The sequence below is a fragment of the Amycolatopsis sp. CA-128772 genome, from assembly GCF_002904295.1.
Taxonomy (GTDB): domain Bacteria; phylum Actinomycetota; class Actinomycetes; order Mycobacteriales; family Pseudonocardiaceae; genus Amycolatopsis.
In genome coordinates, this window is the sequence record NZ_PPHG01000086.1 from 174,626 (window position 1) to 201,143 (window position 26,518).

General features: G+C 71.6%; 21 protein-coding genes and 1 pseudogene. 17 read left to right on the forward strand and 5 right to left on the reverse strand.

Going from position 1 to position 26,518, the window contains the following annotated elements:
- Positions 1–290: 290 nt before the first annotated feature.
- Complete coding sequence (locus tag C2L59_RS37470; RefSeq protein WP_199199451.1) at positions 291–830, reverse strand: class I SAM-dependent methyltransferase; 540 nt, start codon at positions 828–830, stop codon at positions 291–293.
- Positions 831–1,047: 217 nt separating this feature from the next.
- Here C2L59_RS37470 and C2L59_RS37475 point away from each other — a divergent pair, with 217 nt between their 5' ends.
- The 3 genes from C2L59_RS37475 to C2L59_RS37485 all read left to right on the forward strand — a co-directional run bounded on the left by C2L59_RS37475 (position 1,048) and on the right by C2L59_RS37485 (position 3,775).
- Positions 1,048–1,458 carry an Lsr2 family protein gene (locus C2L59_RS37475; RefSeq protein ID WP_103354325.1) on the forward strand — a complete coding sequence of 137 codons (411 nt, stop codon included), beginning with the start codon at positions 1,048–1,050 and terminating at the stop codon, positions 1,456–1,458.
- A 429-nt stretch (positions 1,459–1,887) separates the two neighbouring features.
- Positions 1,888–3,177: an MFS transporter gene (locus C2L59_RS37480; RefSeq protein ID WP_103354326.1), complete on the forward strand. Its 1,290-nt coding sequence runs from the start codon at positions 1,888–1,890 to the stop codon at positions 3,175–3,177.
- A gap of 1 nt (position 3,178) precedes the next feature.
- Positions 3,179–3,775 carry a formate dehydrogenase accessory sulfurtransferase FdhD gene (locus C2L59_RS37485; protein ID WP_199199454.1) on the forward strand — a complete coding sequence of 199 codons (597 nt, stop codon included), beginning with the start codon at positions 3,179–3,181 and terminating at the stop codon, positions 3,773–3,775.
- Here the strand turns inward: C2L59_RS37485 and C2L59_RS37490 are convergent.
- The 3 genes from C2L59_RS37490 to sucC are packed head-to-tail and all read right to left on the reverse strand — an operon-like array spanning position 3,763 to position 6,581.
- Positions 3,763–4,551, reverse strand: a complete 789-nt coding sequence (locus tag C2L59_RS37490; RefSeq protein WP_199199455.1) for a LysR family transcriptional regulator — start codon at positions 4,549–4,551, stop codon at positions 3,763–3,765. The two genes, C2L59_RS37485 and C2L59_RS37490, sit on opposite strands and share 13 nt — an antisense overlap.
- Positions 4,551–5,432, reverse strand: a complete 882-nt coding sequence (gene sucD, locus C2L59_RS37495; protein WP_103354328.1) for a succinate--CoA ligase subunit alpha — start codon at positions 5,430–5,432, stop codon at positions 4,551–4,553. The genes C2L59_RS37490 and sucD overlap by 1 nt, the downstream gene beginning before the upstream one ends.
- A gap of 3 nt (positions 5,433–5,435) precedes the next feature.
- The gene (sucC, locus tag C2L59_RS37500) at positions 5,436–6,581 is read right to left on the reverse strand and encodes an ADP-forming succinate--CoA ligase subunit beta (RefSeq protein ID WP_103354329.1); all 1,146 of its coding nucleotides are present in this window, start codon (positions 6,579–6,581) and stop codon (positions 5,436–5,438) included.
- A 262-nt stretch (positions 6,582–6,843) separates the two neighbouring features.
- On the opposite strand from sucC, the gene C2L59_RS37505 reads away from it, so the two are divergent.
- From C2L59_RS37505 to C2L59_RS37520, 4 genes are read left to right on the forward strand one after another with little or no spacing between them, the layout of a single operon-like run.
- Positions 6,844–8,574, forward strand: coding sequence for a thiamine pyrophosphate-binding protein (locus C2L59_RS37505; protein ID WP_199199456.1), 1,731 nt, complete (start codon positions 6,844–6,846; stop codon positions 8,572–8,574).
- Positions 8,575–8,587: 13 nt separating this feature from the next.
- Complete coding sequence (frc, locus tag C2L59_RS37510) at positions 8,588–9,817, forward strand: formyl-CoA transferase (protein WP_103354330.1); 1,230 nt, start codon at positions 8,588–8,590, stop codon at positions 9,815–9,817.
- Between the two features lies 1 nt (position 9,818).
- Entirely contained in the window at positions 9,819–11,963 is a 2,145-nt protein-coding gene (locus tag C2L59_RS37515; RefSeq protein WP_103354331.1) for an acetate--CoA ligase family protein, read from the forward strand.
- Between the two features lie 15 nt (positions 11,964–11,978).
- Positions 11,979–13,355 carry an OFA family MFS transporter gene (locus C2L59_RS37520; RefSeq protein WP_103354332.1) on the forward strand — a complete coding sequence of 459 codons (1,377 nt, stop codon included), beginning with the start codon at positions 11,979–11,981 and terminating at the stop codon, positions 13,353–13,355.
- A gap of 12 nt (positions 13,356–13,367) precedes the next feature.
- Here the strand turns inward: C2L59_RS37520 and C2L59_RS37525 are convergent, their stop codons facing one another.
- Positions 13,368–14,165 carry a GntR family transcriptional regulator gene (locus C2L59_RS37525; RefSeq protein ID WP_103354333.1) on the reverse strand — a complete coding sequence of 266 codons (798 nt, stop codon included), beginning with the start codon at positions 14,163–14,165 and terminating at the stop codon, positions 13,368–13,370.
- A gap of 178 nt (positions 14,166–14,343) precedes the next feature.
- Here C2L59_RS37525 and C2L59_RS37530 point away from each other — a divergent pair, with 178 nt between their 5' ends.
- The 10 genes and pseudogenes from C2L59_RS37530 to C2L59_RS37575 all read left to right on the forward strand — a co-directional run bounded on the left by C2L59_RS37530 (position 14,344) and on the right by C2L59_RS37575 (position 26,517).
- Positions 14,344–15,339 carry a 2-dehydropantoate 2-reductase gene (locus C2L59_RS37530; RefSeq protein WP_103354334.1) on the forward strand — a complete coding sequence of 332 codons (996 nt, stop codon included), beginning with the start codon at positions 14,344–14,346 and terminating at the stop codon, positions 15,337–15,339.
- Between the two features lie 12 nt (positions 15,340–15,351).
- Positions 15,352–16,846 (forward strand): annotated as a pseudogene (locus C2L59_RS49960) (molybdopterin oxidoreductase family protein).
- A gap of 283 nt (positions 16,847–17,129) precedes the next feature.
- Positions 17,130–17,942, forward strand: a complete 813-nt coding sequence (locus C2L59_RS37540) for a hydroxypyruvate isomerase family protein (protein ID WP_103354387.1) — start codon at positions 17,130–17,132, stop codon at positions 17,940–17,942.
- The gene (locus C2L59_RS37545; RefSeq protein ID WP_103354335.1) at positions 17,939–18,826 is read left to right on the forward strand and encodes a 2-hydroxy-3-oxopropionate reductase; all 888 of its coding nucleotides are present in this window, start codon (positions 17,939–17,941) and stop codon (positions 18,824–18,826) included. The genes C2L59_RS37540 and C2L59_RS37545 overlap by 4 nt, the downstream gene beginning before the upstream one ends.
- Before the next feature lies 1 nt (position 18,827).
- Positions 18,828–20,516: a glyoxylate carboligase gene (gene gcl / locus C2L59_RS37550; RefSeq protein ID WP_103354336.1), complete on the forward strand. Its 1,689-nt coding sequence runs from the start codon at positions 18,828–18,830 to the stop codon at positions 20,514–20,516.
- 191 nt (positions 20,517–20,707) lie between these two features.
- Positions 20,708–21,577, forward strand: a complete 870-nt coding sequence (locus C2L59_RS37555) for a xanthine dehydrogenase family protein subunit M (protein ID WP_103354337.1) — start codon at positions 20,708–20,710, stop codon at positions 21,575–21,577.
- Positions 21,568–22,038, forward strand: a complete 471-nt coding sequence (locus tag C2L59_RS37560; RefSeq protein ID WP_103354338.1) for a (2Fe-2S)-binding protein — start codon at positions 21,568–21,570, stop codon at positions 22,036–22,038. The genes C2L59_RS37555 and C2L59_RS37560 overlap by 10 nt, the downstream gene beginning before the upstream one ends.
- The gene (pucD, locus tag C2L59_RS37565) at positions 22,035–24,326 is read left to right on the forward strand and encodes a xanthine dehydrogenase subunit D (protein ID WP_103354339.1); all 2,292 of its coding nucleotides are present in this window, start codon (positions 22,035–22,037) and stop codon (positions 24,324–24,326) included. Before C2L59_RS37560 ends, pucD begins: the two co-directional genes overlap by 4 nt.
- Before the next feature lies 1 nt (position 24,327).
- The gene (locus C2L59_RS37570; protein ID WP_233223889.1) at positions 24,328–24,873 is read left to right on the forward strand and encodes a nucleoside deaminase; all 546 of its coding nucleotides are present in this window, start codon (positions 24,328–24,330) and stop codon (positions 24,871–24,873) included.
- Positions 24,874–25,071: 198 nt separating this feature from the next.
- Positions 25,072–26,517 carry an NCS2 family permease gene (locus C2L59_RS37575; protein ID WP_103354340.1) on the forward strand — a complete coding sequence of 482 codons (1,446 nt, stop codon included), beginning with the start codon at positions 25,072–25,074 and terminating at the stop codon, positions 26,515–26,517.
- Position 26,518: the final 1 nt, after the last annotated feature.

The window sequence follows — 26,518 nt, forward strand, 5'->3', positions numbered from 1 at the left end:
CAGCACGGCGGAAAAAGCCGTCAGCGGCCCGGCATTCCCGGCCGGCGGGGGAATGCGCGCGTGCGTCAACGCGGAAAGCGCGGCCGGCCGCAGCGCGTCCGTGCGCCGCTGCGGGGGAGAGGAACGTGGGCCACGGCTCGCCCTGCGCGGCGGCCACCGGCCGGACGGCTTCGGCGTAGGCGGCCCCGGCCGCGTCGCGCAGTTCCGCGGGCCGCAGGTGATCGGCCGGTTTTCCGTTCCCGGGGCGAATCCGCCGGGATCCGTCAATGTGGCGGCAATCGCCGGACGGGTCAGGTGCACGGTGACACCGAGCCAGCTCGCGGACACGGGGCGAAACAGATCCAGTCCACACTGGACGAGCCGTCCTCGAGAGGCTCGGCTTCGAAGCCGGCCGGGACGAAGGTGACCGATGGCGGTTCGGCGACGCCGGCGGCGGCCGGCAGTTCCCGTTCGACCTCCTGGGTGGCCGGGTGGCCGACCTCGAACACGCGGAATCGTCGTGCCATGGTTCGATACGCGAACGAATCGGGCCCGGTACCCGGAATCGGATACTGGTATATACCGGAATTGCCGGTCGCCGGCCGGTCGTCGGCGAACCGGCTGCGGCACACCGCTTCGGCGCAGGCGCCGGCCGGCACCGGGTGCGTGGTGTGCATCCGGTGGTAGGCCAAAAGTTCCTCGGCGTGGTCGCCGGGCAGGGGAGCGGCAAGAGGGCCGGAGAAGATGACCGGCTCGCGGTCGACCAGCAAATGTGCCGCGCGTGCGGCGACGGCCGTGAAGGCGGCGTGGCCGGCTCGGGGAGTATTACGGCTAACGGCGGTGGTCCGCATCCCGCCACGGTACCGATTTGATTTCGAGCATATCACAAAAATGGATTTTCGACAAGGTCGCGAGCATTTCGGCCCGGTTGCGGTCACTCTGGACGCGGGCGGCCCGGCCGCCCGAGCGGCCATTGTGGACGCTTCAGGGTGTCGCGCGTGCTGGACGTGATTCGACAGGTTAGGGTCTGTCCGACCGTGTTCTGGAGAAGATGAGGAACGACGAACCATGGCGCAACGGGTGCAGGTCCAGATGGTGGACGACCTCGACGGGAGCGAGGCTTCGCAGACCGTCCCCTTCAGCCTCGACGGGGTGACGTACGAGATCGACCTGTCCGAGGAGAACGCCTCCGCGCTGCGGGACGAACTCGCCCGGTACGTCGCGGCCGCGCGGCGCATCGGCGGCCGCAAGGTGCGCCTGGCGACCGGGCAGTCGCTGTCCGGCCCGTCCGGCTCGGGCACCGACCGTGAACGCAACCGGCAGATCCGCGAATGGGCGCAGGCCAACGGCTACGAGGTCGCCGAGCGCGGCCGGCTGTCCAGCGAGATCATCGCCGGCTTCGAAGCCGAACAGGCCGCGGCGGCCGAGCCCGCCGACGCCAAGCCGGCGCGCAAGCGAGCGTCCCGCCGGAAGTCTTGAGGTCGGTTGCCCGGCCCCGCGCGCTGACGAAGCCACGCCGACGGGAGTGGCTTCGTCAGCCGGCAGCCCGGTGAGGGCGCCGGTGCGCTGATCTCTCCCGCTGGACGCCCAGGTGGCGTTCAGTGCTCTTTTCGCGCCCCGCCGTCACTTTTCGTGGCCGCGGCCCGCACCGGATGGTGCGTTGTGGACAAAGCCCGGCCCGCTGCCGGGCGAAAGCTTGTCGGAGGGCGGCTCCGATCGCCACACTGTCAGTGCTCCCCGCGGCCGGTACCGCGGCGGGGCACCGGCCCGGTGGCCGCCTCCTCCCTCGATGGCCACCGGGCCGCCTTCTTCCCCCTCGGGATCCCTCGGTAGACATTCGCCCGCAATGAGCGCACACTCAGCCTACTCCATACTGCATACAATCTTCAGTGTGAGGAGGCGGTCGCCTTGACGGAGGTCCGCGAGTTGCGGGACGTCTACGGACGGTGGTACCGGGTCGGCGAGACCGACCGGGAGCTGCTCGGCCGGCCGCGGACCTGGATCACCTGGCTCGCCGCGGCGGCCATGCTCGCGGCCGGGGTGCAGCAGTACGGCTTCGGCGCGATCGTGCCGTCGCTGAGCCGGACGCCCGGCTGGACGTCCGGCGGGATCGTGCTCTCGCTCGCGGTGTGGGCGATCTGCCAGGCCGGCGCCGCGTTCCCGGCGGCGTGGCTCCGCGAACGCGGCCTGCTGCCGGCGCGCGCGGCGATGGCCGCCGGCGCGGTCCTGTGCGCGGCCGGGCTGGTGACGCTCGGCCACGCGACCAGCCTCGTCACCGTCTTCGTCGGGTACTCGGTGCTCGGCGGGCTCGGCACCGGGCTCGTCTACGCCACCTGCGTCGGCGCGGTGCTCGCCTGGTTCCCGGACCGCACCGGCTCCCGGGCCGGCATCGTGAGCGGCGCCTTCGCCTACGGCAGCGTCCCGTTCGTCGTGCTCGCCGCCGCGTTGCCGGCCGCACGGCCGGAGCTGCTCGATGGCACGGCCGCGGTCGTGCTCGTCGTCATCACCGGCTGCGCGGCGCTGCTGCGGTACCCGCCACGGCACTGGTGGCCCGCCACGCCCGAACCCCGGACGTGGGCCCTCGACCGGGCGCACAACCGCCGGCCGGCGGTCCGGCACTACCGGCCGGCCGAACTGTTCCGGTGCCGCGCCACGCTTTCGCTGTACCTCGTCGTCGTGCTCGCGGCCGCTGTGCTGCTGTTCGACCTGGCCTACCTGGCGACGTTCGCCGCCGCCCGCAGCGGGCCCGGGCTCGCCGCGGCCGCCCTGGCGTCGCTGGCGGCGGCCACCGGCAGCGGCCGGGTCCTCATCGGACGGCTCGCCGGCCGGCACCGGATCCTGCGGTTCGCGTTGCTCGCGGGCGGTGTCGCGCAGTTCGTGCTGTGCTATTCGGGCGAACACCGGCACGCCGTCGGCCTGCTGCTGGGCGCCGCGCTGGCCGGGCTTGGCAACGGCTGCTGCTACACGCTGCTCGTCGGCCTGGTGCGGGAGTACTTCGGCGACGAATCGGCGGCGCAGAACTTCGGAATCCTGTACAGCGCCAAGGCCATCGGCGCGGCGGTCGGGATCGCGCCGGCCGCGCTCGTCGTGGCGGAAAACGGGTTCGTCGCGGCCGGTGTGCTGAGCCTGGCCGCCGCCGTGCTGTCCGGGCGGCTGACCCAGCCGGGCCGGCCCGCGTCGCTGCTGCCGGCGGCCTGACGTGGGGCGGATGACGGCCCGGCGGCGGGTGCTGCGGGTTCACGACGGCGCGCACACCGCGCGGCCGGACACGCTGACCGTCGAGGAACCCCTCGAGATCCGGGTCGCCGGCCTGTGCGGCAAGGCGAGCCTGGACGCCGTGCGCACGACCGTCACCTGGCCGGTCGACGGCGACCCGTTCACCACCGGCCCGGCGACGCTGGCCGGGCTGCCGGACGAGCTCCGTGCGGCGCAACGGGTCTTCGACCGCACCGGCGGTCTCCACGCGGCCGGGCTCTTCGACGCCGGCGGGAAGCTGCGGTGCCTGCGCGAGGACGTCGGCCGGCACAACGCGGCGGGCAAGGTGGTCGGCTGGGCGGCCCGGGCCGGCGAGCTGCCGCTGTCCGCGACGGCGCTGATGGTCAGCGGGCGGGCGTCGTTCGAGCTGGTGCAGAAGGCGGCGATGGCCGGGATTCCGTTGCTGACGGCGGTTTCCGCGCCGTCGTCGCTGGCCGTGGACCTGGCCGCCGAGCGGGGCCTGACGCTGGTCGGTTTTCCGCGCGGGACGTCGATGAACGTCTACACGCGACCGGACCGCCTGGGGCTTCAGCCGAGCTGAGCGAGCACGGCGGCCACGGCGGGGGAGACGCCGGCCCGGTGCACGGCGGCGAGCTGCCACGGGACGGGCCGCTCGAACCGCCGCACGGTGAGCTCGGGGAACCGGGCGGCCGCGGAGGCGGGAAGGACGCAGGCGGCGAGCCCGGCCCGCACCAGCCCGGTGGCCACGGCGAGGTCGTCGACCTCCAGGGAGATCCGGCGGTGCGGGAAGGCCCGGTCGACGGCTTCGCGGATCGCCCAGCCCGCCGGGAAGCCGGCGAGGGACAGCGCGGAGAGGTCGGCGGGGGCGGACTGCGAACCGCCGGGCGCGGTGGCGAGGACGAGCTCTTCGGCGGGAAGAAGCGTGACTTCGGTGCTGGGAGCGAGGTCGGCGGCCGACGTCAGGGTGACGTCCACAGTGGATTCCGCCGGGCCGCAGCGGACCTCCAGCTCCACCCGCGGGTGCGTGTGCCGCAGCCGGTCCAGCACCCGGTGGAGGTCGGCCAGCAGACCGGGGCGCACGCCGAGCCGGACCCGGCCGCGCACGGGGGACACCGCCGCGCGGGCGCGCTCGGCCGCTTCCAGCGCCGCGCGGGCGGCCGGGACGAACGCCTCGCCCGCCGGGGTGAGGATGACCCGGTGCGTCGTCCGGTGGAACAACGGGGTGCCCAGGTCGCGCTCCAGGGCGCGGACCACCGTGGACACCGTCGACTGGACCGTCCGCAGGCGCTGGGCGGCCGCCGTGAACCCGCCCTCCTCGGCGACCGCCACCACCACCGCCAGCTGGCGGAGTTCCATCAGCCGAGCACCTCGCGCACGAGCGCCGCCGTCTCGCCCGGCGTCCGGCCGACGCGGATTCCCGCTGCCTCCCACGCTTCCTTCTTCGCCGCCGCGGTTCCCGCCGAGCCCGAAACGATCGCGCCCGCGTGCCCCATCGTCTTGCCTTCCGGGGCGGTGAAACCCGCGACGTACCCGACGACCGGCTTGGACACGGTGGCCCGGACGAACTCTCCGGTCCGCTCTTCGGCGTCGCCACCGATCTCGCCGACCAGCACGATCAGGTCGGTCTCGGGGTCCTTTTCGAACGCCTCCGCCGCGTCGATGTGCGTTGTCCCGATGATCGGGTCGCCGCCGATGCCGACGCACGTCGAAAAGCCGATGTCCCGCAGTTCGTGCATGAGCTGGTAGGTCAGCGTGCCGGACTTCGACACGAGGCCGATCCGGCCCGGGCCGGTGATGTCGGCCGGGATGATGCCGGCGTTCGCGCGGCCCGGGGAGATGATGCCGGGGCAGTTCGGGCCGACGATCCGGGTCCGGCCGCCCGCCGCGACAGCGTGCGCCCACAACCGCGCGGTGTCGTGCACCGGGACGCCTTCGGTGATCACCACCGCGAGGCCGATCCCGGCGTCCACCGCCTCGATCACCGCGTCGGCCACGAACGGCGGCGGGACGAACAGCACGCAGACGTCGGCGCCGGTCGACGCCATCGAGTCCGCGACGCTCGCGAACACCGGCAGCTCCTTCGGGCCGATCCGCACCGGCCGCCCGGCCTTGCGCGGGTTGACCCCGCCGACGACGTTCGTCCCGGCGGCGAGCATCCGCCGCGTGTGCTCGGCCCCTTCGGAGCCGGTGATGCCGGAGACGACGATCCGGCTGTTTTCGTCCAGGAAGACGGCCATGGTTCAGACCTCCGCGATCGCCAGCTTCGCCGCCTCGCGGGCGGCATCGTCCATGGTGGCCACCACGGTGACCAGCGGGTGGGCGGCCTCGGCGAGGATCCGCCTGCCCTCGGTGACGTTGTTCCCGTCGAGCCGGACGACCAGGGGCTTGGCCGCCCGCGGACCCAGGACCTCCAGCGACCGCACGATTCCCGCCGCCACGGCGTCGCACGCCGTGATGCCACCGAAGACGTTGACGAACACGCTGCGGACCTGCGGATCGCCGAGGATCACCGTCAACCCGTCGACCATCACCCCGGCCGACGCCCCGCCGCCGATGTCGAGGAAGTTCGCCGGCCCGCGGGCGCCCGCCTCGGCCGCAGCGGCCGCAACTACGTCCAAAGTGGACATGACCAGCCCGGCGCCGTTGCCGATCACGCCGATGTCGCCGTCGAGCTTGACGTAGTTGAGGCCCTTCGCGCGGGCGGCACGCTCCAGCGGATCACCGTCGACGGACTCGTCGTACGCCGAGGAGCGGCGGAAGGACGCGTTGTCGTCCAACGTGATCTTGCCGTCCAGGGCAACGATCCCGGCCGGCGTGCTCGCGAGGGGATTCACCTCGACCAGCGTGCAGTCCTCGGCGACGAACACCTCCCACAGCTTGGCGACGACGCCCGCCACTTCCGCCCGCACGCCGGCGGGGAACGCCGCCGCGACGGCCGCGGCGTCGACCCCGGCCAGGGGGTCGACCGGCACCCGGACCAGTGCGTCCGGCCGGGACGCCGCCACCTCCTCGATCTCCATCCCGCCTGCGGTCGACGCCATGGCGAGGAACCTCCGCCCGGCCCGGTCGAGCAGGAACGAGACGTAGTACTCATCGGCGATTTCGCTCGCCTCGGTCACCAGCACGCGGCGGACGGTGTGGCCCTTGATGTCCATCCCGAGGATGTCGTCGGCGGCCTGCTCGGCGTCGTCGGCGGTGCGCACCACCCGGACCCCGCCCGCCTTGCCGCGGCCGCCGGTTTTCACCTGCGCCTTGACCACCACGGGGCCGCCGAGGTCCGCGGCCGCCGCCCGGGCCGCGGCCGGATCGTCGGCGACCCGCCCGCGGGGGACCGGTACGCCGTGCTTTTCGAAGAGATCGCGGGCTTCGTGTTCGAAGAGGTCCATCCGGGAGCGTCCTTTCCGCGACGGGGCAGGGCGGGCGAACCCGCCGTGTCCGGGCGTGGGGCGGTGGTCCGCGGGGATCGGATCCGAGTCCGGAAAAACCCTGCGGATAGCCCTGGACACAGCCAGCCTGCAGGGTGACTATATGCCTACCCCATACGGTATGCAATCTACAGTCTGCCATGAAGGGGTCGCTGACCTCGGGAAAAGGCGGCACGCACCGCCGGACAAGAGAGCTCCGGTGGCGGACCAGAGGAGTTGAGCCATGGCGCTGACCACGACCGGCACGACCGCGGGGGAGAGTGCCGCGGCGACGAACGGTGCCGAGCCCGCCGGGATATCCGGCGGCCACCTGGTGGCCAAGGCGTTGAAGGCCGAAGGGGTCGACACGATCTTCACCCTGTGCGGCGGCCACATCATCGACATCTACGACGGCTGCGTCGACGAGGGCATCGAGGTCATCGACGTCCGGCACGAACAGGTCGCCGCGCACGCGGCCGACGGCTACGCGCGGATCACCGGCAAGCCCGGCTGCGCGGTCGTCACCGCCGGGCCGGGCACGACCGACGCCGTCACCGGTATCGCGAACGCGCTGCGCGCCGAGAGCCCGATGCTGCTCATCGGCGGCCAGGGCGCGCTGACCCAGCACAAGATGGGGTCTCTGCAGGACCTCCCGCACGTGGACATGATGACGCCGATCACCAAGTTCGCCGCCACCGTCCCGCACACCGCCCGCGTCGCCGACCTGGTGAGCATGGCGTTCCGGGAGGCCTACGCCGGCGCGCCGGGACCGTCCTTCCTGGAGATCCCGCGGGATGTCCTCGACGCGCGCGTACCCCTGGAACAGGCACGGATCCCCGAAGCCGGCCGCTATCGCGCGTCCACGAAGAACGCGGGCGACCCGGCCGACGTCGAAAAGCTCGCCGACCTGCTGGTGCACGCGAAGAAGCCGGCCATCCTGCTCGGCAGCCAGGTCTGGACCACCCGGGCGACCGGCCCGGCCACCGAGCTGGTGCGCACGCTCGACATCCCGGCCTACATGAACGGCGCCGGCCGCGGCACGCTGCCGCCCGGCGACCCGCACCACTTCCAGCTGTCCCGCCGGTACGCCTTCGACAACGCCGACGTGATCGTGATCGTCGGCACCCCGTTCGACTTCCGGATGGGCTACGGCAAGCGCCTGTCGAAGGACGCCACCGTCGTCCAGATCGACCTCGACTACCGCACGGTCGGCAAGAACCGCGACGTCGACCTCGGCCTCGTCGGCGACGCCGGCCAGGTGCTCGCCGCCGTCGCCGAGGCCGCGTCCGGCCGCACCGACAACGGCGCCACCGGCCGCAAGGCCTGGCTCGAAGAACTCCAGGCCGTCGAAGAGAAGGCTAAGCAGAAGCGGCTGCCGCTGCAGCACTCCGACGCGCGCCCCATCCACCCGTACCGGCTCGTCCACGAGATCAACGAGTTCCTCACCGAGGACTCGATCTACATCGGTGACGGCGGCGACATCGTCACCTTCTCGGGCCAGGTCGTGCAGCCCAAGTCGCCCGGGCACTGGATGGACCCCGGTCCACTCGGGACACTCGGCGTCGGGATCCCGTTCGTGCTGGCGGCCAAGCACGCGCGCCCGGACAAGGAGGTCGTCGCGCTCTTCGGCGACGGCGCCTTCAGCCTGACCGGCTGGGACTTCGAAACGCTGGTGCGGTTCGACCTGCCGTTCGTCGGGATCGTCGGCAACAACTCGTCGATGAACCAGATCCGCTACGGCCAGGCCGCGAAGTACGGTCTGCCGCGCGAGCGCGTCGGCAACACCCTCGGCGACGTCCGCTACGACGAGTTCGCGCGGATGCTCGGCGGCCACGGCGAGGAGGTCCGCGACCCGGCCGACATCGGGCCGGCCCTGCTGCGGGCGCGCGAGTCCGGCAAGCCGTCGCTGATCAACGTCTGGATCGACCCCGACGTGTACGCCCCCGGAACCATGAACCAGACCATGTACAAGTGAGCGGAGGCAAGGCATGGGCAAGGCATTGGAGGGCGTCCGCGTCCTCGACATGACGCACGTGCAGTCCGGTCCGTCGTCGACGCAGCTGCTCGCCTGGCTCGGCGCGGACGTGATCAAGCTCGAAACGCCCGGCCGGGGCGACATCACCCGCGGACAGCTGCGGGACCTGCCCGGTGTGGACAGTCTCTACTTCACGATGCTGAACGCCAACAAGCGCAGCATCACGCTCAACATGAAGAGCGACGAAGGCAAGGGCGTCTTCGAGAAGCTCGTGTCCGGAGTGGACGTCCTGGTGGAGAACTTCGGCCCGGGCGTGGTCGACCGGTTCGGCTACCCCTGGGAGAAGCTCGCCGCGCTCAACCCGCGGCTGGTCTACGCCTCCATCAAGGGGTTCGGCCCCGGCCGGTACGCCGGTTTCAAGGCGTACGAGGTGATCGCGCAGGCCATGGGCGGGGCGATGAGCACCACCGGGTTCGAAGACGGGCCGCCGACCGCGACCGGCGCGCAGATCGGCGACTCCGGCACCGGCATCCACCTGGTGGCCGCCATCCTCGCCGCGCTGTACCAGCGGACCTCGACCGGCCGCGGCCAGCGCGTCCAGGTCGCCATGCAGGACGCCGTGCTCAACCTGTGCCGGGTCAAGCTGCGCGACCAGCAGCGGCTGGCGCACGGCCCGCTGGGGGAGTACCCGAACGACCAGTTCGGCGACGAGGTCCCGCGCTCGGGCAACGCCTCCGGCGGCGGCCAGCCCGGCTGGGCCGTCAGGTGCGCGCCCGGTGGGCCGAACGACTACATCTACGTGATCGTCCAGCCGCCCGGCTGGGCGCCGCTCGCCCGGCTGATCGGCCGGGCCGAGCTGGCCGACGACCCGGCGTGGGCCACCCCGGAGGTCCGGCTGTCCAAACTGGACAAGATGTTCGCGCTCGTCGAGGAGTGGACCGAGCGGCACACCAAGTGGGAGGTGCTGGAAGAGCTGAACGCCCGCAACATCCCGTGCGGCCCGATCCTGTCCACCAAGGAGCTGATCGAGGACGAGACCCTCGCCGAGCTCGGCTCGGTCGTCGAGGTGCCGCACCCCGAGCGAGGCAGCTTCACGACCGTCGGCTGCCCGCTCAAGCTGTCCGACTCGCCGGTGGAGATCGAACGGTCGCCGCTGCTCGGCGAGCACAACGACGAGGTGCTGACCGAACTCGGCTACAGCGAAGCGGAACTCGGCAAGTTCCGCGCGGCGGGGGTGATCTGACGTGGCTGATCGTGCGGCGGTCGAACAGATCCTCGAGCGGGTGGCGGCCGACGGCCGGTCGTCGCTGACCGCGCCCGAGGGGCGGGCGGTCTGCGAGGCGTACGGTATCCCGACGCCGGCCGAGCGGCTGGCCACCACGGCCGGGGAAGCCGTGGCCCACGCCGAAGCCATCGGGCTGCCGGTGGTGCTCAAGATCGTTTCGCCGGACATCCTGCACAAGACCGAGGCCGGCGGGGTGCTCGTCGGGCTGACGGACGTGGATGCGGTATCCGCGGGATTCGTGCAGATCGTGGCCAATGCCCTGGCGTACGACGCCGACGCGAAGATCCTCGGCGTCCAGGTCCAGCAGATGCTCACCGAAGGCCAGGAGGTGATCATCGGTTCGGTCACCGACCCGACGTTCGGCAAGGTCGTCGCCTTCGGCCTCGGCGGGGTGCTCGTCGAGGTGCTCAAGGACGTCACCTTCCGGCTCGCGCCGACGTCGACCGACGAGGCGCTGTCGATGATCGACGGTATCCAGGCGGCCGAGATCCTGCGGGGCGTCCGCGGGTCGGCTCCGGCCGACCGCGGCGCGCTCGCGGCCGTGCTCACCGGCCTGGGCGAGCTGGTCACCGACTTCCCGCAGCTGTCGGAGGTCGACCTCAACCCGGTGCTCGCCACGCCGGGCGGCGCCACCGCGGTCGACGTCCGCATCCTCGTCGACCCGGAAGCCGCGAAGAAACCGCACCGGTTCACCCGGGACGAGATCCTCGCGTCGATGAACCGGATCATGAAACCGGCGGCGGTCGCGGTGATCGGCGCGTCGGCCGAAGCCGGGAAGATCGGCAACTCGGTGCTGAAGAACCTGGTCGATGGCGGGTACGCGGGCGAGATCCACCCGATCAACCCCAAGGCCGCCGAGATCCTCGACCGCAAGGCCTACCCGAGCATCACCGACGTCCCCGGCGACGTCGACGTCGCGGTGTTCGCCATCCCGGCGAAGTTCGTCCCCGCGGCGCTGGAAGAGGCCGGGAAGAAGGGCGTCGCCGGCGCCATCCTCATCCCCTCGGGATTCGGCGAGACCGGCAACGTCGAGCTGCAGGACGAGGTCGTCGCGATCGCCCGGAAGCACGGCGTCCGCATCCTCGGGCCGAACATCTACGGCTACTACTACACGCCGGAAAACCTGTCGGCGACCTTCTGCACACCGTATGACCTCAAGGGTGGCGTGGCCCTTTCGTCGCAGAGCGGTGGGATCGGGATGGCGATCCTCGGCTTCAGCCGTTCGGCGAAGATGGGCGTCTCCTCGATCGTCGGCGTGGGCAACAAGGCCGACATCGACGAGGACGACCTGCTCACCTTCTTCGAGCAGGACGACAACACCCAGCTCGTCGCCATGCACCTGGAGGACCTCAAGGACGGCCGGGCGTTCGCGGAAACGGCGAGCCGGGTGTCGAAGCGCAAGCCGGTCGTCGTGCTCAAGGCCGGCCGGACGTCGCAGGGCGCGAAGGCGGCCAGCTCGCACACCGGCGCGCTGGCCGGCGACGACAAGGTCTACGACGACATCCTCCGCCAGAGCGGCGTGATCCGGGCCCCCGGGCTGAACGACCTGCTCGAATACGCCCGCGGCATCCCGCTGCTGCCGGCGCCGCAGGGGGAGAACGTCGTCATCATCACCGGCGCCGGCGGGTCCGGCGTGCTCCTTTCGGACGCCTGTGTCGACAACGGGCTGCAGCTGATGGAGATCCCGCCGGACCTCGACACGGCGTTCCGGAAGTTCATCCCGCCGTTCGGCGCGGCCGGCAACCCCGTCGACATCACCGGCGGTGAGCCACCCTCGACCTACCGCAACACGATCGCGCTGGGCCTCGAGGACGACCGCATCCACGCCCTGATCCTGGGCTACTGGCACACCATCGTCACCCCGCCGATGGTGTTCGCGCAGCTCGTCTCCGAAGTGGTCGGGAAGTACCGCGCGAAGGGGATCCACAAGCCCGTCGTGGCGTCGCTGGCCGGGGACGTCGAAGTGGAGGAGGCGAGCGAGTACCTGTACGACCGCGGCATCGTCGCGTACCCCTACACCACCGAAAAGCCCGTGGCGGTGCTCGGCGCGAAGTACCGCTGGGCCCGGGCCGCGGGCCTGCTTTCGAACCTGAGTCAACGGTGACGAAGGAGAACTCCGATGACAGCAGCCACTCACCAGGAGATAGTCGACGAGAACGGAAGAGTTTACCGGGTAGGCGAGTCCCCGTACGACATCATGGGACGTTCGCGCAGCTGGATGGTCTGGCTGCCGTGGATCGCCATGATGGCGGTGAGCGTGTTCGAGTACGGCTGGGGCGCCGTCGAGGGCACGCTGGAGGAGAAGTACGGCTGGACGCTGTCGGACGCGTTCTGGCTGGCCAGCATCTGGGCGGTGTTCCAGGCCGGGGTGGCGTTCCCGGCGGGCCGCCTCCGGGAGAAGAACATCGTGTCGGCGAAGACGGCCATGCTGACCGGCGCGGTGTGCAGCGGCATCGGCTACTTCACCATCGCGCACAGCGGGAACCTGACGCTGGCGTTCATCGGGTACTCGGTCCTCGGCGGCACCGGCGCCGGGCTGGTGTACGCGACCTGCATCAACATGGTCGGCAAGTGGTACCCGGAGAAGCGCGGCGCCCGCACCGGGTTCGTGAACGGCGGGTTCGCCTACGGCTCGGTGCCGTTCATCTACCTGTTCAGCGCGTTCCTCGGGCACGAGAACGTCACCGGGGTGCTGGACGGCATCGGCCTGTACATGCTGATCGTCGTCGGCGTGTGCGGGTTCCTGTTCAAGGACCCGCCGAAGAGCTGGTGGCCGAAGGAGGTCGACCCGATCTCCTGGGCGAAGGGCAAGGCCGGCGTGCAGAGCCTGGCCAAGAACCCGCCGGCGGTCCGCCAGTTCGCCCCGATGGAGGCGGTCCGGACCGGCATGCTCCCGCTGATGTGGGTGTGCCTGGTGATCATCGGCGGCGTTTCGCTGTTCGGCATCAACTTCCAGGTGCCGTTCGCCAAGGAGAGCCACTTCGGCGCGTTCGTCGCGGCCTCTTCGGCCGGTGTGCTGGCCATCGTGAACGGCACCGGGCGCGCCGTCGTCGGCTGGGCGTCGGACAAGCTCGGGCGGCGCCAGACGCTGACCATCGTGCTGCTGATCGCCGGCGGCGCGCAGTTCGGCGTGCTCTACGCCGGGAACACGCACAACCTGGTGCTGTTCGTGGTGTTCGCGTTCCTGACCGGGTTCGGCGGCGGGGCGTTCTACCCGCTGTTCGCCGCGCTCGTGCCGGACTACTTCGGCGAGAACAACAACGCGTCGAACTACGGCCTGGTCTACAGCGCGAAACTGGTCGGTGGCGTCGGCGGCGGCGGGCTCGCCGCGGGGGTCATCAGCGCGTGGGGCTACACCGGCGCGTACGTCCTGGCCGGGTGCATCGCGGTGCTTTCGGCGGTGCTGACGCTGTTCCTGCGCCAGCCGGGCCGGCCGCGCCACCAGCTCGCCGAAACCGAGCTGGTGGCGCGGCCGTCCGCCGCGGCGGGCGGCTGACCCGCCGGGGTCTCAGCGGCGCTCGCCCCCGCCGGGGGTTCGGGGGCGTGCCCCCGGCGGGGTCCGGGGCTCCGCCTCGGAAGGCGCGGCCGGACGTTCGTGGTAGGCCTGGCGGGTCCGTTCGGTGTGCTTGGCCATGACCTGTTCGGCCAGTTCGCCGTCTTCCCTCGCGATCGCGGTGATCAGCTCTTCGTGCTCGTGCCAGGCGTCCTGGCCGCGGGGCCGGGCGATCGGCGTGTAGTACCAGCGGACCCGGCGGTCGACGAGGCCGATCAGCTCGGCCAGCACCGCGTTCCCCGACAGCTGCGTGATGAACGCGTGGAGGGCGGCGTTGGCCGCGACCAGGCCCTCGGTGTCCTCCGCCTTCAGCGCCTGGAGACCTTCTTTCTGCAGCTCCCACAACCGCTCGACGTCTTCGGCGGTCGCGTTGCCGGCGGCGAGCTTCGCCGAGTGGGTCTCCAGCACGCTGCGGACGCTCAGCAGCTGGTCGGCTTCTTCGTCGGTGGGCAGGTGCACGAACGCGCCCTGCGCGGGGCGGAGGTCGACCCAGCCTTCGCTCTGCAGCCGCTGCAGGGCTTCGCGGACGGGCTGCCGGCTGACGCCGAGGTACTCGGCCAGGTCGGCTTCGACCAGGTGCTGGCCGGGTTCGAGGGTGCGGTTGATGATCAGCTCGGCGAGGGCCTCGTAGACGACCTGGCGCAGCGGGGCCGGCCGCTCGACGCGCTTGGCGGCGGTCGAGCCGAGCGAGCCCTTGGCCGTGCGGCGGCCGGTCGGGCCGCGGCCGGGGAGCGGGGAAGCGGGCTGGCTCACGGGACACCTCGTCGGGGAGTGGAAGCGGTGATCGAACTTCAGGATACAGGTTTTGGTATGCAAAATCCCAGTTTCTCACCCTCTCGGGAGTTTCCCGCGCCGGCGCCGGCCGGCAGGCTCTGGTCTCCCTTCCGAATCCAGGATACTGTATGCAATCGAGCGACCAGGGAGGCACATCATGAAGGTGGCTGTTCTCGGGGCCGGGGCGATCGGTGCCTACGTCGGGGCCGCGCTGCACCGCGGGGGGACCGAGGTGCACCTGATCGCCCGCCGGGCCCATTTCGCCGCGATGCGCGAGCACGGCGTCCGCGTGCTCAGCCCCCGCGGTGACTTCACCGCGTACCCCCACGTCACCGACGACCCCGTGGAGGTCGGCGAGGTCGACTACGTGTTCCTCGGCCTGAAAGCGAACTCCTACGCCTCGTGCGGGCCGCTGCTCGCCCCGCTGCTCGGGCCCGGGACGGCGATCGTCGCCGCCCAGAACGGCATCCCGTGGTGGTACTTCCACGGCCTGCACGGGCATCCGCTCGAAGGACGGCGGGTCGAGACCGTCGATCCCGGCGGATCGGTGACCGCCGCGCTGGAACTGCGGCGCGCGATCGGCTGCGTCGTCTACTGCTCGACGGTGATCGAGGAGCCGGGCGTCGTCCGGCACCTGGAAGGCACCCGGTTCTCCCTCGGCGAGCCGGACGGCGCGATCTCGGCGCGGGCCGAGGTGTTCAGCGCGGCGCTGATCGCCGGCGGGCTCAAGGCGCCGGTCGAACCGGACCTGCGCAACGACATCTGGATCAAGCTGATGGGCAACGTGGCCTTCAACCCGCTCTCGGCGCTGACCCGGGCGACCATGGCCCAGATGTGCGAGCACGACGACACCCGCGCGCTCGTCGCCACGATGATGACCGAAACCCTCGCCATCGCCCGCGCCGCGGGCTGCGACCCGGGCGTCTCGGTCGAGAAGCGCATCGACGGCGCCTGGCGCGTCGGCCACCACAAGACGTCGATGCTGCAGGACCTCGAAGCGGGCAAGCCCCTCGAGATCGACGCGATCATCGGCGCGGTCGTCGAGCTGGCCGGCCTCACCGGCGTGCCGGCGCCGGCTCTGCGGCACGTCCACGCCGCCATCTCGCTGCTCGACCACACCAGCTCCACCCCCGTCCCCGTCGGGTCGCCCTGACCGGAGGTTCCCGTGAAGCGCAGGAAGACCGAGCCGTACATCCGGCTCACCCGGCCCCTGGTGCGCGACTCCGGCGTGCTGCGGCCGGCGACCTGGGCGGAGGCCCTCGGCCGGGCCGCCGCCGGGATCCGCCGCACCCTCGAGCGCACGGGACCCGAAGCGTTCGGGATGTTCTCGTGCGCCCGCGCCACCAACGAGATGAACTTCGTCGCGCAGAAGTTCACCCGCGCGGTGATCGGCACGAACAACGTCGACTCGTGCAACCGCACCTGCCACGCGCCGAGCGTCGCCGGGCCGGCCCGCGTGTTCGGCGGCGGCGGCACGTCGTCCTACCGGGAGATCGAGGACGCCGACGTCGTCGTGATCTGGGGCGGCCGGCGTGCCGGCCGAGCTGATCCGCGAACTGGCCCACGCCTACGCCCGCGCCGACCGCGCCCAGCTGTCCTGGACCCTCGGCATCACCGAGCACCACAACTTCCTGGCGCTGATCAACCTCGCCCTGCTGGCCGGGCAGGTCGGCCGCTACGGCGCCGGGCTGAACCCGCTGCGCGGGCAGAACAACGTCCAGGGCGGCGGCGACATGGGCGCGTTCCCGGACCGGCTCCCGGGGTTCCAGGACGTCCTCGACACCGGCGTCCGCGCCAAGTTCGACACCGCCTGGGGTTCGGCGATCCCGCCGCACCGGGGCCTCGACCTGACCCAGATGCTCGACGCGACGGAACGCGGCGACCTGACAGACCGCGCAGCCGGCCGACGTCGTGCTGCCGGCGTCGGCGGCCTGGTGCGAGAGCGACGGCACCTTCACCAATTCCGAACGCCGGGTCCAGCGCGTCCGCAAGGCCCTCGAACCACCGGAAGGCACCCGCGACGACATCGAGCTGCTGTCCGAACTGGCCCGCCGGCTCGGCCACGACTGGCACTGCACCGGCGGCGAAGCAGTCTGGGACGAACTGCGCTCGCTGTCGCCGATGCACGCCGGGATGTCGTACGCCCGGCTCGAAGAGCTCGGCGGCATCCAGTGGCCGTGCTACTCCGAACACACCCTCGAACCGACCTTCCTGCACGCCCGCCTGTGGGCCGGGGACCCGGCCGCCCGGCGCCGTTCACCGTGATCGCGCACAGCCCGCCGGTGGACCTGCTGACCGAGGAGTTCCCGATCCGGCTCACCACCGGTAGGCGGCTGGACTCCTGCAACACCGGTGTCCAGTCCGGCGGGTTCCCTTCGCCGCTGCGGCAGGGTGAGATTCTCGACCTCTGCCCGGAGGACGCGCGGGCGCTCGGCGTCGAACCCGACGAACTGGTCCGGATCTCCTCTCGGCGCGGGGAGATCATGGCGCCGGTCCGGCTGGACACGCGGCTCAAACCCGGGCTCGCGTTCATGACCTTCCCCTTCCCGGACGAGGTCGACGTCAACGTGCTCACCATCGAGGCCACCTGCCCGGTCGCCGGGACCGCCGAGTACCAGGCCGCGGCGATCCGCGTCGAGAAGCTCCCGGTGGAGGTCTGAAGTGGACCTCAAGCTGCTGGACGCGATCGCGTCGCGCGAAGAGCAGGAAGCCGTCGCCGGGTTCGCCGGTGGGGGCCGCGACCAGCTGCTGCCCGCACTGCACGCGGTCGACGACCGGGCCGGCTGGATCAGCCAGGGCGCGCTGAACCTCATCGCTCACTTCCCGCCGGTTGCCGGAGCGGCCGAACTACCGCACCGGCTCGGGCCGTTGACCGCGCCGCAGGTCAGCGGCTATTCTCGATATGCGAAAGAAAAATTCCGGATAGCGAAATTCGAGGTCGCGATGCCCGAACACCGGCACTCCCTGCCGTACGTCGCCAACCTGTCGATCCTGTTCAAGGAGGTCCCCCTCCTGGAGCGGGCCGCCGCCGCGCGGGCGGCCGGGTTCACCGACGTCGAGTTCTGGTGGCCGTTCGACACCGCGGTTCCCGCGCGCGAGGAGATCGATGCCTTCGTCCACAGCCTGGACGGGGTCCGGCTGCGCGGCCTGAACTTCTACGCCGGGGACATGGCCGCTGGGGAGCGGGGCCTGGTGAGCTGGCCCGGCCGCGAGACCGAGTTCGCCGACAGCCTCGTCGTCGCGCTCGGGATCGCCGAACGCACCGGGTGCCGCAGCTTCAACGCGCTTTACGGCAACCGGCTCGACGGGGAAGACCCAGCCGAACAGGACGACCTGGCCCGCGCGCACCTGGACCAGGCCGCCGACGCCGCCGCGCGGATCGGGGCGCAGCTGGTCCTCGAGCCGCTCTCCGGTGCGGACCGCTATCCGCTCAAGACCGCCGCGGACGCCGTGGCCGTGCTCGACGACCTCGGGCGCGAAAACGTGCGGCTGCTGGCCGACCTGTACCACCTGGCAGTCAACGGTGACGACCTGGACGCGCTGGTGACGCGGCACATCGCCCGGATCGGGCACGTGCAGATCGCCGACGCGCCCGGCCGCCACCAGCCCGGCACCGGCGAGCTGGACATCGAGGGGTACCTCGCGAAGCTCCAGCGCGCCGGCTACGGCGGGTTCGTCGGGATCGAGTACGTCCCGGAGCCCGACACCGCCACGTCGCTGGCCTGGCTGCCGATCACCCGAAGGGGACGAGCATGAAACTGGGATTCATCGGACTGGGCGTGATGGGCGCCCCGATGGCCGCGCACCTCGTCGCGGCCGGGCACGACGTCGGCGGCTACGACGTCAGCCCGGCCGCGGGGGAGAAGCTGGCCGCCGCCGGCGGACGCGCGGCGACCGGCGTCGCCGACGCGGTGGCCGGGGCGGACGTCGTCATCACGATGCTGCCGAACCACCCGCACGTCGAAGAGGTGGTGCTGGCCGCGGGCGGTGTCCTGGACGCCGCCGAGCCCGGCACGCTCCTGATCGACATGAGCACCATCCGGCCCGAGACGTCGATCGCGATCGCGGAAGCTGCGCGGGACCGGAAGATCCGCGTGCTCGACGCCCCCGTCTCGGGCGGGCAGGCCGGCGCCGAGCAGGCGTCGCTGTCCATCATGGTCGGTGGCGCGGAAGAGGACTTCGGAGCCGCGAAGCCGGTGCTCGAAGCCGTCGGCAAGACGGTCGTGCACGTCGGCCCGCACGGCGCCGGCCAGGTCGTGAAGGCGGCCAACCAGCTCGTCGTGGGCGGGATCTACGGCCTGGTCGCCGAGGCGATCGTGCTGCTCGAAGCGTCCGGTGTGGACGCCACGACCGGGCTGGACGTGCTCGCCGGGGGACTGGCGGGCAGCCGGATCCTCGAGCTCAAGCGCAAGTCCATGGTGGACCGGCAGTTCGCGCCCGGCTTCCGGATCGACCTGCACCACAAGGACATGGGGATCGCGCTGGCCGCCGCCCGGCAGGCCGGCGTCGCGCTCCCGCTGACCGGGCTGGTCGCCCAGCTCGTCGCCGCCGGCCGCGCCATGGGGTACGGCTCCCTGGACCACTCGGCCTTGCTGAAGGTCGCCGAACAGTTGTCGGGCCGCGTCCCGGCGGAGGTGTGACATGCCCAGAATCCCCGCGATGCAGGCGGTCGTCGACGTCCTGGAGAGCGAAGGCGTCGACACCGTCTTCGGCTGTCCCGGCGCCGCCATCCTCCCCCTGTATAACGCCCTGCAAGGCCGGGCGATCAAGCACCTGATCGTCCGCCACGAAGAAGGCGCGACCCACATGGCCGACGGCTGGGCGAGGACGAACGGCAACGTCGGTGTCGCCATCGGGACCTCCGGCCCGGCCGGGACGAACATGATCACCGGCCTCTACACCGCGCACGCGGACTCGATCCCGATGATCTGCATCACCGGCCAGGCGGCCACGACGAAGCTGCACCAGGAAGCGTTCCAGGCGGTCGACATCGTCGAGATCGCCAAGCCGGTGACGAAGTGGGCGGTGCAGGTCAGGGAGGCCGCGCAGCTGCCGTGGATCTTCCGCGAGGCGTTCCGGATCGCCCGCTCGGGCCGCCCCGGCCCGGTGCTGATCGACCTGCCGATCGACGTCCAGAAGCAGGACATCGAGTGGGACTCCTCGATCGACTCGCCGCTGCCGGTGACCGCCGTGCGGCCCGCGCCGGCCCGCGTCGAGCGCGCGCTCGACCTGCTGCTGGCCGCCGAACGCCCGCTGATCCTGGCCGGCGGCGGGGTCGTCCTGGGGGAGGCGAGCGAGCAGCTGCGCGCCGCGGCCGAGCGCCTGGACGTCCCGGTGCAGGTGACGCTGATGGGCAAGGGCAGCTTTCCCGAGGACCACGAGCTGTTCGCCGGGATGGCCGGCATCCAGACGTCGCAGCGCTGGGCCAACGCGGCCTTCCTGGAGGCGGACCTGGTGCTCGCGCTGGGCGCGCGGTTCGGCGACCGGCACACCGGCGAGCTGTCGGTGTACCGCGGCGAGCGGAAGTTCATCCACGTCGACATCGAGCCGACGCAGCTGGGCAAGGTGTTCGGTCCCGACCTCGGGATCGTCTCGGACACGCGCGAGTTCCTCGACGCGCTGCTGGCGGCGCTGGAGCAACGCGAACCGAAGCCGCGCCGCAAGTGGGCCGGCCGGATCGCGGAGCTCAAGGAAGCGCTTCCCCGCCGCGACGACTTCGACGCCCTGCCGATCAAGGCACCGCGGGTCTTCAAGGAGATCAACGAAACCTTCGGCGAAGACACCTACTTCGTCACCGCGATCGGGCTCTACCAGATCTGGTCGGGGCAGTTCCAGAAGGCGCACAAGCCGCGGCACTACCAGGTGTGCGGCCAGGCCGGCCCGCTCGGCTGGGAGATCCCCGCCGCCATCGGGGTCAAGAAGGCGCGGCCGGAGGCGGAGGTCGTCGGCGTGGTCGGGGACTACTCGTTCCAGTTCCTGGTCGAGGAGCTGGCGGTGGCCGCGCAGTACGACGTCGGATTCGTGCTGATCATGCTGAACAACGAGTACCTCGGCCTGATCCGCCAGGCCGAGACCGGGTACGAGATGAACTTCGAGGTCGACATCCACTACGACTCGAACGGCACCGACAACGTCAAGATCATGGAGGCCTACGGCTGCTCCGGCACCCGCGTGCACGAGCCGGGGGAGATCCGGACGTCCCTGGAGTGGGCGCGCAAGGAGGCCGAACGCACCAGCCGCCCGGTCCTGGTGGAGATCATGATCGAACGTGAGGGCAACGCCGCCATGGGCGCCGCGCTCGACGCCGTCAAGGAGTTCGAACCCGCGTAACACCCGCGTGACCACGGCCGCCGCACGAGACCTGACCTCGTGCGGCGGCTTCGGCGCGCGCACGAAGGCGGTTGTCGGAAAGTACAAACGCGGGCCGTGAATTCACCCGCCTTTCGGGGGTTTTGCCGTGGTCCCGGCCACACCCGAGCGTGTGTACTTCTTGCCGAAGCAGCCCCGAAAGGACGTCCACAGTGGAATTCCTCCGACCCGACTCGCTGGCCGGCGCCCTCGCCGAGAAGGCCGCGAACCCCGGTGCGGTCCCGATCGCCGGCGGCACGGACGTGATGGTCGAGCTCAACTTCGACCACCGCCGTCCGGACACCCTGCTCGACCTCGGCCGCGTCGCCGAGCTGCACGAGCACGGCACCGACGGCGGCCGGATCCGGATCGGTGCGGCCGTGCCCTACACCCGGATCATCGGCGAGCTCGGCGCACAGCTGCCCGGCCTGGCGATGGCCGCGCGGACCGTCGGGTCCCCGCAGATCCGCAACCGCGGCACGGTCGGCGGCAACCTGGGCGCGGCCTCGCCCGCGGGTGACTCGCACCCCGCGCTGCTGGCCGCGGACGCCGAGGTCGAGATCGCGTCGGTCCGCGGCACCCGGATCGTCGCCGCGAAGGACTTCTACGCGGGCGTCAAGCGGAACGTCCTGGAACCGGACGAGCTGATCACGGCGGTGCTGCTGGCACCGGCCACCGGGCCCCAGCAGTTCAGCAAGATCGGCACCCGCAACGCCATGGTGATCGCGGTCGCCGCCTTCGGGCTGGCCCTGCACCCGGAGCAGCGGCGCGTCGGCACCGGCGTCGGCTCGGCCGCACCCACGCCGCGCCGGGCATTCGAAGCCGAGGAGTTCCTGGCCGCCGAGCTGAACTGGGACAGCCCGAAAGTGCTGACCGACTCGGTCAAGCGCCGCTTCGGCGACCTGGTGGCGGCGGCCGCGTCGCCGATCGACGACGTCCGCGGCAGCGCCGCCTACCGGCGGCACGCCCTGAGCGTCATGGCGCGAAGGACGCTGACCTGGGCCTGGACCGAATACTGTGGAGGGAGCGCCCAATGCGCGTGAACGTCACCGTCAACGGCGAACCCCGCCGGGCGGACAACGTCCGGGAAGGCGAAAGCCTCCTGTACGTCCTGCGCGAGCGGCTCGGCCTGCCGGGCTCGAAGAACGCCTGTGAACAGGGCGAATGCGGTTCGTGCACGGTCTACCTCGACGGCGTCCCGGCGTGTGCCTGCCTGGTCGCGGCCGGCCAGGCCGAGGGCCGCGAGGTCGTCACGGTCGAAGGGCTCGCCGACGGCGCCGCGCTCGACCCGGTCCAGGAGGCGTTCGTCGAGCGCGGTGCCGTCCAGTGCGGCTTCTGCACCCCCGGCCTGCTGGTCGCCGCGCACGACCTCATCGAGCGCGTCCCGGACCCGAGCGACGTCGAGATCCGCGAGGCCCTCGCCGGGAACCTCTGCCGCTGCACCGGCTACGAGAAGATCCTCGACGCGGTCCGCGACGCCGCCGCGAAGAAGGCCGTCCGATGAGCGCCCCGGCCCGGTCGCCGCAGGACCTGCACGACACGATCGCCGGCGGCATCGGCGAAAGCCCGCTGCGCCCGGACGGCACGCTCAAGGTGCGCGGCGAGTTCGCCTACTCCTCGGACCTGTGGCACGAGGACATGCTCTGGGGCGCCACCCTGCGCAGCCCGCACCCGCACGCCCGGATCGTCCGCCTCGACGTCTCCCGCGCGCTGGCTCAGCCCGGCGTGCACGCGGTGCTCACGCACGAAGACGTACCCGGCGAGAACGTGTACGGCCTCAAGTTCCAGGACACCCCGGCGCTGGCCGACGGCCTGGTCCGGTACCAGGGCGAGCCGATCGCCATCCTGGCCGCCGACCACCCGGAGATCGCGCGGCAGGCGCTCAAGGAGATCGTCGTCGAGTACGACGTCCTCGAGCCGGTCACCGACCCCGAGCGGGCCGCGCACGACGACACCCTGCCGAAGCTGCACCCGGGCGGGAACCTGGTCCGCCACCAGCGGATCGTCAAGGGCGACCCGGCCGCGACCGCGGACGTCGTCGTGTCCGGCGTCTACGAGATCGGCATGCAGGACCAGGCGTTCCTCGGACCGGAGTCCGGGCTCGCCGTGCCGGCCGAGGACGGCGGCGTCGACCTCTACCTGGCCACCCAGTGGCTGCACGTCGACCAGCGGCAGACGGCGAAGGCGCTCGGCCTGCCCCTGGAGAAGGTCCGGCTGACCCTGTCCGGGGTCGGCGGGGCGTTCGGCGGCCGCGAAGACCTGTCCATGCAGATCCACTCGTGCATGCTGGCGCTGCGCACCGGCCGCCCGGTGAAGATGAGCTACAACCGCTTGGAGTCGTTCTTCGGGCACGTCCACCGCCACCCGGCGAAGATGTACTACGAGCACGGCGCCACCCACGACGGCAAGCTCGTCTACGTCCGCGCCAAGCTGTACTTCGACGGCGGCGCGTACGCGTCCAAGACCCCGGTCGTCGTCGGCAACGGCACCACGCTCAGCGTCGGCCCCTACGACGTCCCGAACGCGCACATCGAGGGCTGGGGCGTCTACACCAACAACCCGACGTGCGGCGCGATGCGCGGGCTCGGCGCGGTCCAGCCGACGTACGCGTACGAGTCCCAAATGGACAAACTCGCGTCCGCTTTGGACATGGACCCGGCGGAACTGCGGATCCGCAACGCGCTGAGCGAAGGGTCCACTGTGGTCACCGGCCAGGTGGTCGACTTCCCGGCGCCGGTGGCGGAGCTCGTTCAGCGGGTCCGCGACCTGCCGCTGCCGCCGGCACCCGCCGGCGAGCGGGACATCCGCGAGCTGCCCGGCGGTGCGTCCAACACGACCCACGGCGAGGGCGTCGTCCGCGGCGTCGGCTACGGCGTCACGATCAAGAACATCTCCTACGCCGAGGGGCTCGACGACTACTCGACCGCCCGCGTCCGCCTGGAGGTGCTCGGCGGCGAGGCGGTGGCGCTGGTGCACACCGCGGCGGCCGAGGTCGGGCAGGGCCTGGTCACGCTGCAGCAGCAGATCGCCCGGACCGAGCTGGGCGTGACGCGGGTGAGCGTGCACCCGGCCGACACGAGCGTCGGCGACGCGGGCTCCAGCTCGGCGTCACGCCAGACGTACGTCACTGGCGGCGCGGTCCGCAACGCCTGCCGCGCGGTCGCCGAGGCCGTCTACGCACGGCTCGGGGTGTCCGCCGGGGGCATGTCCCTGGTCGGCGGCAAGGTCGTCGCGGCGGACGGCGAGGTCGTCGCCGACCTGGCCGAGCTGCTCGGCGACACCGCGATCGAGGAGACCCGCGAGTTCCACCACCGCCCGACCTACCCCCTCGACCCCGAGACCGGCCAGGGTGACGCCCACGTCCAGTACGGGTTCTCCGCCCACCGCGCGGTGGTCGACGTCGACCTGGACCTCGGCCTGGTCAAGGTGGTCCAGCTGGACTGCGCCCAGGACGTCGGCAAGGCGATGAACCCGGACGCCGTGGTCGCCCAGATCCAGGGCGGCTCGGCGCAGGGGCTCGGCCTCGCCGTGATGGAGGAGATCCTGGTCGAGGGCGGCAAGGTGCGGAACCCGTCGTTCACCGACTACCTCATCCCGACCATCCTCGACATGCCACCGATGCGCGTCGACGTCCTCGAACGGCCCGACCCGCACGCGCCCTACGGCGTCCGCGGCGTCGGCGAACCACCCACGATCTCGGCCACGCCGGCGATCGCCAACGCCATCCGCGCGGCCACCGGCCTCGAGCTGCCGCGCGTCCCGATCCGCCCCGAGCACATCACCGGAGTTTGAGATGACCACCGTGACACGCCGGGGCTCCGCCCCGGGCCGGGGGCTCCGCCACCCGGACCCCCGCAAAGACACGTTGCTTTCCGTCGAGCAGGACTGGCTGGACGAAGCCGTCCGCATCGCCACGCGCAACGTCGAGAACGGCGGCGGCCCGTTCGGCGCGCTGATCGTGCGCGACGGCGAGATCGTCGCGACCGGCGTCAACCGCGTCACCGCGAACCTGGACCCGACCGCGCACGCCGAGGTGGTCGCGATCCGCGCGGCCTGCCAGGCGCTCGGCACGTTCAAGCTGGACGGCTGCGTGCTCGTCTCCAGCTGCGAACCGTGCCCGATGTGCCTGTCCTCGGCGCTCTGGGCGCGGGTGGACAAGGTGATCTTCGCCGCCGACCGCGACGACGCCGCCAAGGCCGGCTTCGACGACCGCGCCTTCTACGAACTGTTCGACCGTCCGCGCGAAACGTGGACGGTGCCCGTGACGCGACTGTCCTCGAAGGACGGTTTCGCGCCCTTTGCGGCTTGGCTCGACAAGGCCGACCGCACCGACTACTGACCCACAAGGCCAGCTGACCGGAGCAAATCGAATCGAACGTCCCGCTCGCCCAGGCACGGCGCTGTGCCTTGGCCTGGCCGAGCACCCCCGATGAGGATTATTCAGCCGTCGCCCGGCGCAAAGTCCCTGTTGGGTTGCACGCGCAAGTCCGTTGCGCCGGGCCAGCCCGAATAACCCTCACCGGCAAGGGCAGGACGCATGACCCAGACCGAAGTCCCCACCCCAGTAGTCGACGAAGTACCCCCGCAACGCCGATCGCTGCTCGACAAGCTGTTCGAGTTGCGCGTCCGGCAGACCACGATCGGCCGCGAGGTCCGCGGCGGCGTCACGACGTTCGTCGCGATGGCCTACATCGTGCTGCTCAACCCGCTCATCCTCGGCGCCTCCGCCGACATCACCGGCGCCCGGCTGTCGGCCGCGCAGGTGACCACGGCGACCGCGCTGGCCGCCGCCGTGATGACCGTCCTCATGGGACTCGTCGGCAACGCGCCCCTCGCGCTGGCCGCCGGCCTCGGCATCAACGGCATCGTCGCCTTCCAGATGGCCCCGTCGATGACCTGGGCGCAGGCGTTCGGGCTGGTCGTGCTCGAAGGCGTCTGCATCGTGCTGATGGCCGTCAGCGGCGTCCGCGAACGGATCATGAACGCCATCCCGCGGCCGCTCAAGATGGCGATCACCGTCGGGATCGGGCTCTACATCGCCCTGGTCGGGCTGGTCAGCGCCGGGTTCGTCACCCGGATGCCGGACTCGGCGCAGACCACGGTCCCGGTGCGCCTCGGGGCGGGCGGGCACCTGCACGGCTGGCCGATCGTCGTGTTCTGCTTCGGGCTGCTGCTGATGATCGTGCTGATGGCCCGCAAGGTCCCGGGCGCGGTGCTGATCAGCATCGGGGTGGCCACCGCGGTCGCCGTCGTGCTGCACGAGGGGTTCGGCGTCGGCGGCTGGGGCCTCACCACCCCGGCGCTGCCCGAGCACGTCGTCGCGGCACCGGACTTCGGGCTCTTCGGCCACATCGACCTGTTCGGCGGCTTCGCCTCGGCGGGCGCGCTGGCGGCCACGGTGTTCCTCTTCACGCTGGTGCTGTCCGGCTTCTTCGACGCCATGGGCACGATCACCAGCGTCTCCGACGAAGCCGGGCTGTCGAAGAACGGCAAGGTGCCGCGGATGGGCCGGATCCTGCTGGTCGACGGCGCGGGCGCGATCGCCGGCGGCGTCACCGGCTCGTCGCCGAACACGGTGTTCCTCGAATCCGCGGCCGGGGTCGGCGAGGGGGCGCGGACCGGCCTGGCCAGCGTCGTGACCGGGCTGCTGTTCGCCGGGACGCTGCTGTTCACCCCGCTGGCCGGGGTCGTCCCGGCCCAGGCCGCGGCGCCCGCGCTGGTCGTCATCGGCGGCATGATGGTCGCGCAGTGCCGCCACATCCCGTGGCACGACCCCGACTACACGATCCCGGTGTTCCTGACCGCCGCCCTGATCCCGTTCACCTACTCGATCACCAACGGCGTCGGCGCCGGCTTGATCGCGTTCGTGCTGATCAAGATCGGCCGCGGCAAGTGGCGCGAGGCCGGCTGGCTGCTTTCCCTGCTGGCGCTGGTGTTCGCGGTGTACTTCGCCATCGACGGTGTCGAAGCCCTGTTCCGGTAAG

What these genes read in the sequence shown, in the direction of transcription:
- C2L59_RS37540 (WP_103354387.1), top strand. Translation starts at nt 17,130, where the DNA reads ATGCCCGAACACCGGCACTCCCTGCCGTACGTCGCCAACCTGTCGATC.
- C2L59_RS37505 (WP_199199456.1), top strand. Translation starts at nt 6,844, where the DNA reads ATGGCGCTGACCACGACCGGCACGACCGCGGGGGAGAGTGCCGCGGCG.
- pucD (WP_103354339.1), top strand. Translation starts at nt 22,035, where the DNA reads ATGAGCGCCCCGGCCCGGTCGCCGCAGGACCTGCACGACACGATCGCC.
- C2L59_RS37520 (WP_103354332.1), top strand. Translation starts at nt 11,979, where the DNA reads ATGACAGCAGCCACTCACCAGGAGATAGTCGACGAGAACGGAAGAGTT.
- C2L59_RS37545 (WP_103354335.1), top strand. Translation starts at nt 17,939, where the DNA reads ATGAAACTGGGATTCATCGGACTGGGCGTGATGGGCGCCCCGATGGCC.
- frc (WP_103354330.1), top strand. Translation starts at nt 8,588, where the DNA reads ATGGGCAAGGCATTGGAGGGCGTCCGCGTCCTCGACATGACGCACGTG.
- C2L59_RS37570 (WP_233223889.1), top strand. Translation starts at nt 24,328, where the DNA reads ATGACCACCGTGACACGCCGGGGCTCCGCCCCGGGCCGGGGGCTCCGC.
- sucC (WP_103354329.1), bottom strand. Translation starts at nt 6,581, where the DNA reads ATGGACCTCTTCGAACACGAAGCCCGCGATCTCTTCGAAAAGCACGGC.
- C2L59_RS37470 (WP_199199451.1), bottom strand. Translation starts at nt 830, where the DNA reads ATGCGGACCACCGCCGTTAGCCGTAATACTCCCCGAGCCGGCCACGCC.
- C2L59_RS37530 (WP_103354334.1), top strand. Translation starts at nt 14,344, where the DNA reads ATGAAGGTGGCTGTTCTCGGGGCCGGGGCGATCGGTGCCTACGTCGGG.
- C2L59_RS37475 (WP_103354325.1), top strand. Translation starts at nt 1,048, where the DNA reads ATGGCGCAACGGGTGCAGGTCCAGATGGTGGACGACCTCGACGGGAGC.
- C2L59_RS37490 (WP_199199455.1), bottom strand. Translation starts at nt 4,551, where the DNA reads ATGGAACTCCGCCAGCTGGCGGTGGTGGTGGCGGTCGCCGAGGAGGGC.
- gcl (WP_103354336.1), top strand. Translation starts at nt 18,828, where the DNA reads ATGCCCAGAATCCCCGCGATGCAGGCGGTCGTCGACGTCCTGGAGAGC.
- C2L59_RS37575 (WP_103354340.1), top strand. Translation starts at nt 25,072, where the DNA reads ATGACCCAGACCGAAGTCCCCACCCCAGTAGTCGACGAAGTACCCCCG.
- sucD (WP_103354328.1), bottom strand. Translation starts at nt 5,432, where the DNA reads ATGGCCGTCTTCCTGGACGAAAACAGCCGGATCGTCGTCTCCGGCATC.
- C2L59_RS37560 (WP_103354338.1), top strand. Translation starts at nt 21,568, where the DNA reads ATGCGCGTGAACGTCACCGTCAACGGCGAACCCCGCCGGGCGGACAAC.